Raw genomic sequence first — 6769 nt, 5'->3', positions numbered from 1 at the left:
CTGCGCTTTCTCGGGAAGGACATAAACATTCGCCTGAAAAAGAGTTGCAAGAAACACAGCGTCCTCATGCGACCACTCCCGGCTCTCGCGCGCCGCACGTCCAATCTTTTATAGCATACGAAATCGTCGCATTCACGAGCGCGCACCATTCGGCACGCGTTCCCGACGCACGTAGGCGGTCATATCGAAGCCGCGCATCATCGATGCCGCACGGCGCTCGACATCTATGGCAATAATAGGCCCGAGTTTCGTCCACGTGCTGGCCCAACTCATAAAAAATGCCAATTTCTGTGCGCACGCGCGCCTCTATATCGTCCGTTGAAATATCTCGAAACAGCACGGATAATGGTCCGGTTTCACTCTTGCACGTCGTGCAATGCAAGCGCCGTGCCGCGCCAGCGCGCGGAACGCGCCTCCGAGGGGCCGCCAAGGACGCATGAAACTATTCACGAAGGGGCTGCTGCTGATTGCCGTGCCGAGCTTGATCGAGCTCGCGCTCGTCGGCATGTTGTCGAAGACACAGGAGCAGGCAACGCGGGCGGCGCAATGGGCGTCGCACAGCAAGCAGGTGCTCTACCAGGCATCGGTGATCGTCGATCCGCTTCTGCGTGAGGCCGCGCGTGTGCGCGCGGGGCTGATTCTCAGCGATGCCTCGTTCATCGACCGGCAAGTGGTATGGGTCGACCTGGGCGATCGGCTGTCGCGGCTCGAAAAGCTTGTCGCGGACGACCCCCTTCAAGTGGAGCGCGTGCGGCGGATGCGCGAGGCGGTCGCGGCCTATCGCGCACAGACCGAGCGCATTTATGCCGCGCTGCACGATGCGCAGCACGTTCAACTGTCCTCATTCGACGACGCGGCGTTGCCGCCGGAGATCCGGACCTTTCGAGATGAACTTGGCGCATTCGTCTCGGACGAATCACGGCTCGATACCGAACGCAGCACGGAACTGGCGGCGACGCGCGAGCGTCAGCGTTACGCGCTGATCGCGGCCATTGCGGGATCGATGCTGATCTGGGCGATCGCGGCGCTCGCGTTCGCGGGCAACATCGGACGGCGCCTGCGCACGCTGACTGCGAATGCCCAACGGCTTGGCCGCGGCCAGGCGCTTGGCGCGCCGCTGGCCGGCAACGACGAACTGGCAGACCTCGATGCGGCGCTGCACCGGACGAGCACCCGGCTCACGGAATCGGAGCACGATCAGGCCGCGCTGCAAGCGACACTCGAAGCGCGCGCACAGGAACTGACGCAAGTGAACGATAATCTGCGTCAGCAAAAGCAGGACAACGACATGTTCATCTACAGCGTGTCGCATGACTTGCGGTCGCCGCTCGTCAACCTGCAAGGGTTTTCGCGCGAGCTGCAAGTGTCTTGCGACGAGTTGCGTACGATGCTCGATACGGCCCATGTGCCCGATACCGAACGCACGCGCATCACGCGGGTGCTCGATGGAAACCTGAACGAGGCGCTGCACTTTTTGCGCACCGCCGTCACGCGCTCGGCCTCGATCATCGATGCGCTGCTGCGCATTTCGCGTGCGGGCCGGCTCGAATACCAATGGCAGCGGGTCAGTGTGGCGCGGGCGGTGGCACGGGTGGTCGAATCGCTGCATCAGGCGATCGTCGAACGCGGCGCGACCGTTTCCGTCAGCGAGTTGCCGCCCGTTTGGGGTGATCCGACCGCAATCGAGCAGATCTTCGCCAATCTGATTGGCAATGCCGTCAACTATCTCGATCCGTCGCGTGCGGGCCGGATCGAGATCGGCACGCTGGAGCAAGCGCCGCGCGTAGATGGCGAGAGAGCGCCTAGAATGCGTACGTATTACGTGCGCGACAACGGCCTGGGGATTCCCGATGCGTGTATGCCGAAAATGTTCAGCGCGTTCCAGCGGCTGCATGGCGACCGCGCCAAAGGCGACGGTATCGGGCTTGCGTTGGTGCGCCGCGTGACCGAGCGGCACGGCGGGCAGGCGTGGGTCGAATCGGCGGAGGGCGCCGGCTCGACGTTTTACGTGACACTGCCCGAACAGCCGTTGCGGCTCGGCTGACGTCTCGGGCACCACACAGAACACGGTGATCGACTAGTGCGACCAGTACGACCAGTATGACCGAAGTTTATCGACAGGAGAGTGCACGTGTGCTCGTCGTTGACGACGACGAGGGGATCTTGCGGCTTGCGCGCAAGTCGCTCGAGCGCGCGGGTTGCCGCGTCTTCGCCTATCCCAGCGCCAAAGCGGCCCACGCGCAGCTTTCGACCGACGCACCCGATTTGCTCGTGCTCGACTATCAACTCGACAGCGCGGAAACCGGGCTCGATTTCTTCCGGCGCCTGCGCGCCGAAGGCACCACGCTGCCCGCGATTCTCGTGACCGGCTTCACCGACGAATCGCGCGTGATCGAGGCGCTGCGCGCGGGGATTTCCGATGTCGTGCCCAAATCGGGTGGCTACCTCGACTATCTGCCCGAGGCGGTCGAGCGCGTGCTGGCGCAAGTCAGGCTGCAGCGCGCCTCGGCGGAGGCATTGCTTTTACGCGATCGCGAGGCGCACTACCGCAGCTTGTCCGAAGCATTGCCGCACCTTGTGTTCACGAGCAATGCGCAGGGCGAGTGCGATTTCTTTTCCAAACAGTGGTACGCCTACACGGGGCTCGATGAAGCGGGCTCGCGTGGGCTCGGATGGTTCGATGCGGTGCATCCCGAGGATCGCCAGGCGCTGCGCCGGTCGTGGCTCGATGCCGTGAGCGGGGCGGCTGACGCCGATTATCGATACGAAATGCGGCTGCGCGCGGCGGACGGCTCGTACCGCTGGTTCGACATGCGCATTGCCGATGTACGCGATGCGAACGGCCGCGTGGGCAGATGGTTCGCGAGCTGCACCGATATCCAATCGCAACGCGAGGCGATGGAGGAGCGCGAACGGCTGCTCGCCGCCGAACAATGTGCACGGCAGACGGCCGAGGAGGCCAATCGCGCGAAAGATCGATTCCTCGCCATGCTCTCGCACGAGCTGCGCACGCCGCTTACGCCGGTGCTGGCGGGCACGCGTGTACTCGAGACGATGCCCGAGCTGCCGGCCGCCGCGCATTCGAGCGTGAAGATGATCCGCCGCAACATCGAGCTCGAGGCTCGGCTCATCGACGATTTGCTCGACCTGACGCGGGTCGCCAATGGCAAGCTTCGTCTCGCGCTGGAAACGGTCGACGTGCACGATGTCGTCGATAGTGTGCTCGAACTGTTCCGTGCCGAGATTCAAGTCAAAGCACTGGATGTGCACATCGAAAAACGCGCCGAAAACCACTACGTGCTCGCCGATCCGGCGCGGCTGCAGCAGATGTTGTGGAACCTCGTGCGCAACGCGGCGAAGTTCACGCCCGACGGCGGCCACATCTACGTCCGAACCCGCGATGCCCGTATGCGCATCGAGATCGAGATCGAAGATACGGGCATCGGTATCGCGCCCGATCAAATCGGCAAGCTCTTCAACGCCTTCGAACAAGGCAGCCAGCGCATGACGCAGCAGTTCGGCGGATTGGGGCTGGGCCTGGCCATTACGAAGGCGCTGACCGACGCGCACGGCGGCACGGTGAGCGCTCGCAGTCCGGGCCCACATTGCGGGGCGACGTTCGCGATCGCCCTGCCGACCACCTCCGCGCCCGCGCAAGAGCCGGTGCCTGCCGCATCGGCGCCAGTGGCGGCCGATGAGCGGATCGCCATTTTGCTGGTGGAAGATCATGTGGATACGGCCGACGTGATGGCGCATTTGATGCGCTCGCTGGGGCACGACGTGGCGGTTGCCGCATCGGTGGCCGAAGCGCTGGCCGCGACGCATGCGCGGACGTTCGATTTGATCGTCAGTGATGTCGGACTACCCGATGGGACAGGGCTCGATTTCGTGAGCACGGTGCGCCAGCATTCGCAGGTGCCGGCTATTGCGCTGACGGGCTACGGCTCGGATGAAGACGTGCGGCGCTGCCTGGCGGCGGGATTCACGACGCACCTGACCAAGCCCGTCAACTTCTCGCAGCTCGAGGTGCTGATTCAGCGCACCGCCGAGGCGAAAACACAAGGCGGTACGACTTGGCCCTAAGGGAGCGGCGGCGCAGTGCGGTGAGCAGTGCGCCGCAGAGCCTGCCGGTTCCGCGGCCGCGCCGGCGCGCGGTTTCAGCGCTGCTTCAGCGAATCGCGAATCTCGCGAAGTAGAAGCACATCTTCAGGTGTGGGCGGCGGTTCGGCCGAGGCAGCCTCCTTCGGCTGACGCAGCGAGTTCATGAACTTGACGATTCCGAACACGATGATGGCGAGAATCAGGAAGTTGATCAGCGCCGTGATGAACGAGCCGTAGCCGAATACCGCCACGCCGGCCGTCTGCAAGTCCTTGAACGAATCGGGATTGCCCTTGAACGATGGCGGGATGTCGCCCAGCCGGATGAACTTGTTCGAGAAGTCGAGCCCGCCCGTGGCGACACCGACAAGCGGCATGATCAGGTCTTTGACGACCGAGGTGACGATGGTCGAAAACGCGCCGCCGATGATGACACCGACGGCGAGATCCATCACGTTGCCCTTGACGGCAAATTCCCTGAACTCCTTGACGATGCCCATATATTTTTTCCTCCTTCGACGGGGTGCGTGCGCGTCAATCGAATGGGCGAACCGCATCGGTTCGCAAGGCGCACGCCATCGCGGCCATGATAGCGAACGGCCGAACGTCAGTCACGGGCGTTTTTCGCGCGCGCGGCCAAGGTGACGGCGACGTGCGTGGGCGGGCGCGGCCCCGCCGATGCTTGGGCTCTCCTATGTGTTAACGGACGGAGCGGGAAGGACTTGAGTGGGGGAAGTCGATAGTATGACTATATGCTTCCAGCCCATTGCGCAATCGCCGCGAAACGCTTAGATTGCGCGAGAACCTTCGCACGCACGACGCGCCCGATCAGACCTCTCGCAGCAGGCCGGGACATTCCGACGCTCCGCCAGAGAGCCGCATGTGCGCGCTTTACCACCACCACGGAGGGGACCGTGCGACGCCTCGTCACGAGCGCGCACGTCGATGCCATGTTCAAACGTTTCACGATTCGCGGTGGGCTGACGCTCACGATTGCGGGCTATACGCTCGCCCTGATGGCGGCCATGGCCGCCGGCATGTTGGGCCTGCAACAGAGCAACCAGGCGCTCGAGCAAATGTACGCGACCGACACGGCCGCGCTCACGCATTTGAAAACGAGTTCCGAACGTATGCTGCAAGTGCGGCTCGCGCTCGGCAGCTATGAGACCCTCTTTTCGATGGGCAAGGCGGGGGAGGACTTGCTGCCTAAAGCGCACGGCGTGCTGAAAGACAGCGACACGCAGTGGGCCGAGTATCTGAAGAAACCGCGCGACGAGAATGAAACGCGCCTGGCCGATGCGGTGACCACCGCGCGCACAGCCCTCGTTCAACAAGCGATCGTGCCGGAGTTTCAGGCGCTCGAGCAGAACGATTTCAATACGTTCCGCACCATTCAAGGGCAGACCGCGAACGATCTGTACGGAAAGTACGAAACGGCGATCGTCCAGCTCGAGGCGCTGCAGATCTCGCATCAGGAGGCCCGCTACGCCGACGCGCAGGCAAATTTCCATCGATTGGCGACGGGCGCCGCGGTCATCGCCGCCATCGCGTTGCTGATCGGATTGTTCGCACGCACGGCCCTCGTCTCTGCGGTCGTGCGGCCGATCGATGCCGTCATCCGCCATTTCGAACGCATCGCGTCGGGCGATCTGACGGGCACGATCTCGGTCGATCAGCACAACGAAATGGGGCGTCTGCTCGTGGGCCTGCAAACGATGCAGGCTGCGCTTGTCGCAACGGTCTCTCGTGTGCGCACCGGTTCGGAAGCGATCATGCACGGCGCGCGCGAGATCGCGACGGGCAATGCCGATCTGTCCCAGCGCACCGAACAGCAAGCGGCCTCGCTGCAGGAAACAGCCTCGAGCATGGAGCAGTTGACGGCAACCGTGAAGCTCAATGCGGCGCATGCGCTCGAAGCGAGCGATCTTGCGCACGACGCGTCGGAAACGGCGGCGCGCGGGGGCGAAGTGGTGGGCGACGTCGTGCGCACGATGGAGGACATCGCGTCGAGCTCGCATCAGATCGGCGACATCATCGGCGTGATCGAAGGCATCGCGTTCCAGACGAACATTCTCGCGCTGAACGCAGCCGTCGAAGCGGCACGGGCCGGCGAGCAGGGCCGCGGCTTCGCCGTGGTGGCCGGCGAAGTGCGCAGCCTCGCGCAGCGCAGCGCGAGCGCCGCGAAGGAAATCAAATCGCTGATCGCGGCATCGGCCGACAAGGTTCATAACGGCAGTGCGCTCGTAGGCCGCGCGGGCGAAACGATGGATCAGGTGGTGGCCGCCGTGCATCGCGTGACCGACATCATCGGCAAGATCAGCGCCGCATCGGGCGAACAATCGACGGGCATCGAGCAGATCAACCGCGCCGTTGTGCAGATGGATTCCGTGACGCAGCAGAACGCTGCGCTTGTCGAAGAGGCCGCGGCCGCCGCAGCCTCGCTCGAGGAGCAAGCCGGGCAGCTCGATGCCGCCGTCGCCGCCTTCCACGTCGATGCGCGCTCGCAGTCGATGCGCGCCGCGACGCCTCGGCTTGCGCAGCAGCCGGCGACGTCGCATTCGACGCATTCGGGCCGTCCGGTGCTCGCAGGCTGAGCATCGATCGCCGTAAACGAAAGGTCGAATCCACTTCGTCGGGGGGCCCCCCCACAAAAGCACCCGGGCCCCCCCCG

The 6769-nt window shown here is 64.1% G+C and carries 4 protein-coding genes; 3 read left to right on the top strand and 1 reads right to left on the bottom strand.

What is annotated here, in order from left to right; genetic code table 11:
- Positions 1–436 precede the first annotated feature (436 nt).
- Together ACTHL0_RS27200 and ACTHL0_RS27195 are read left to right on the top strand one after the other, a co-directional pair.
- Complete coding sequence (locus ACTHL0_RS27200; protein WP_440570234.1) at positions 437–2044, top strand: sensor histidine kinase; 1608 nt, start codon at positions 437–439, stop codon at positions 2042–2044.
- A 56-nt stretch (positions 2045–2100) separates the two neighbouring features.
- Positions 2101–4083, top strand: a complete 1983-nt coding sequence (locus ACTHL0_RS27195; protein WP_440570233.1) for a response regulator — start codon at positions 2101–2103, stop codon at positions 4081–4083.
- A gap of 74 nt (positions 4084–4157) precedes the next feature.
- Here ACTHL0_RS27195 and mscL read toward each other — a convergent pair whose 3' ends face one another.
- Positions 4158–4598, bottom strand: a complete 441-nt coding sequence (mscL, locus tag ACTHL0_RS27190) for a large conductance mechanosensitive channel protein MscL (protein WP_440570232.1) — start codon at positions 4596–4598, stop codon at positions 4158–4160.
- Positions 4599–5048: 450 nt separating this feature from the next.
- Between mscL and ACTHL0_RS27185 the strand changes: the two genes are divergently transcribed.
- Positions 5049–6692 carry a methyl-accepting chemotaxis protein gene (locus tag ACTHL0_RS27185; protein ID WP_440570235.1) on the top strand — a complete coding sequence of 548 codons (1644 nt, stop codon included), beginning with the start codon at positions 5049–5051 and terminating at the stop codon, positions 6690–6692.
- The last annotated feature ends 77 nt before the right edge of the window (positions 6693–6769 follow it).

Origin of the sequence: Trinickia sp. (genome assembly GCF_051961175.1) — a bacterium.
GTDB lineage: Bacteria > Pseudomonadota > Gammaproteobacteria > Burkholderiales > Burkholderiaceae > Trinickia.
This window is presented reverse-complemented; position numbering and strand designations above follow the sequence as displayed.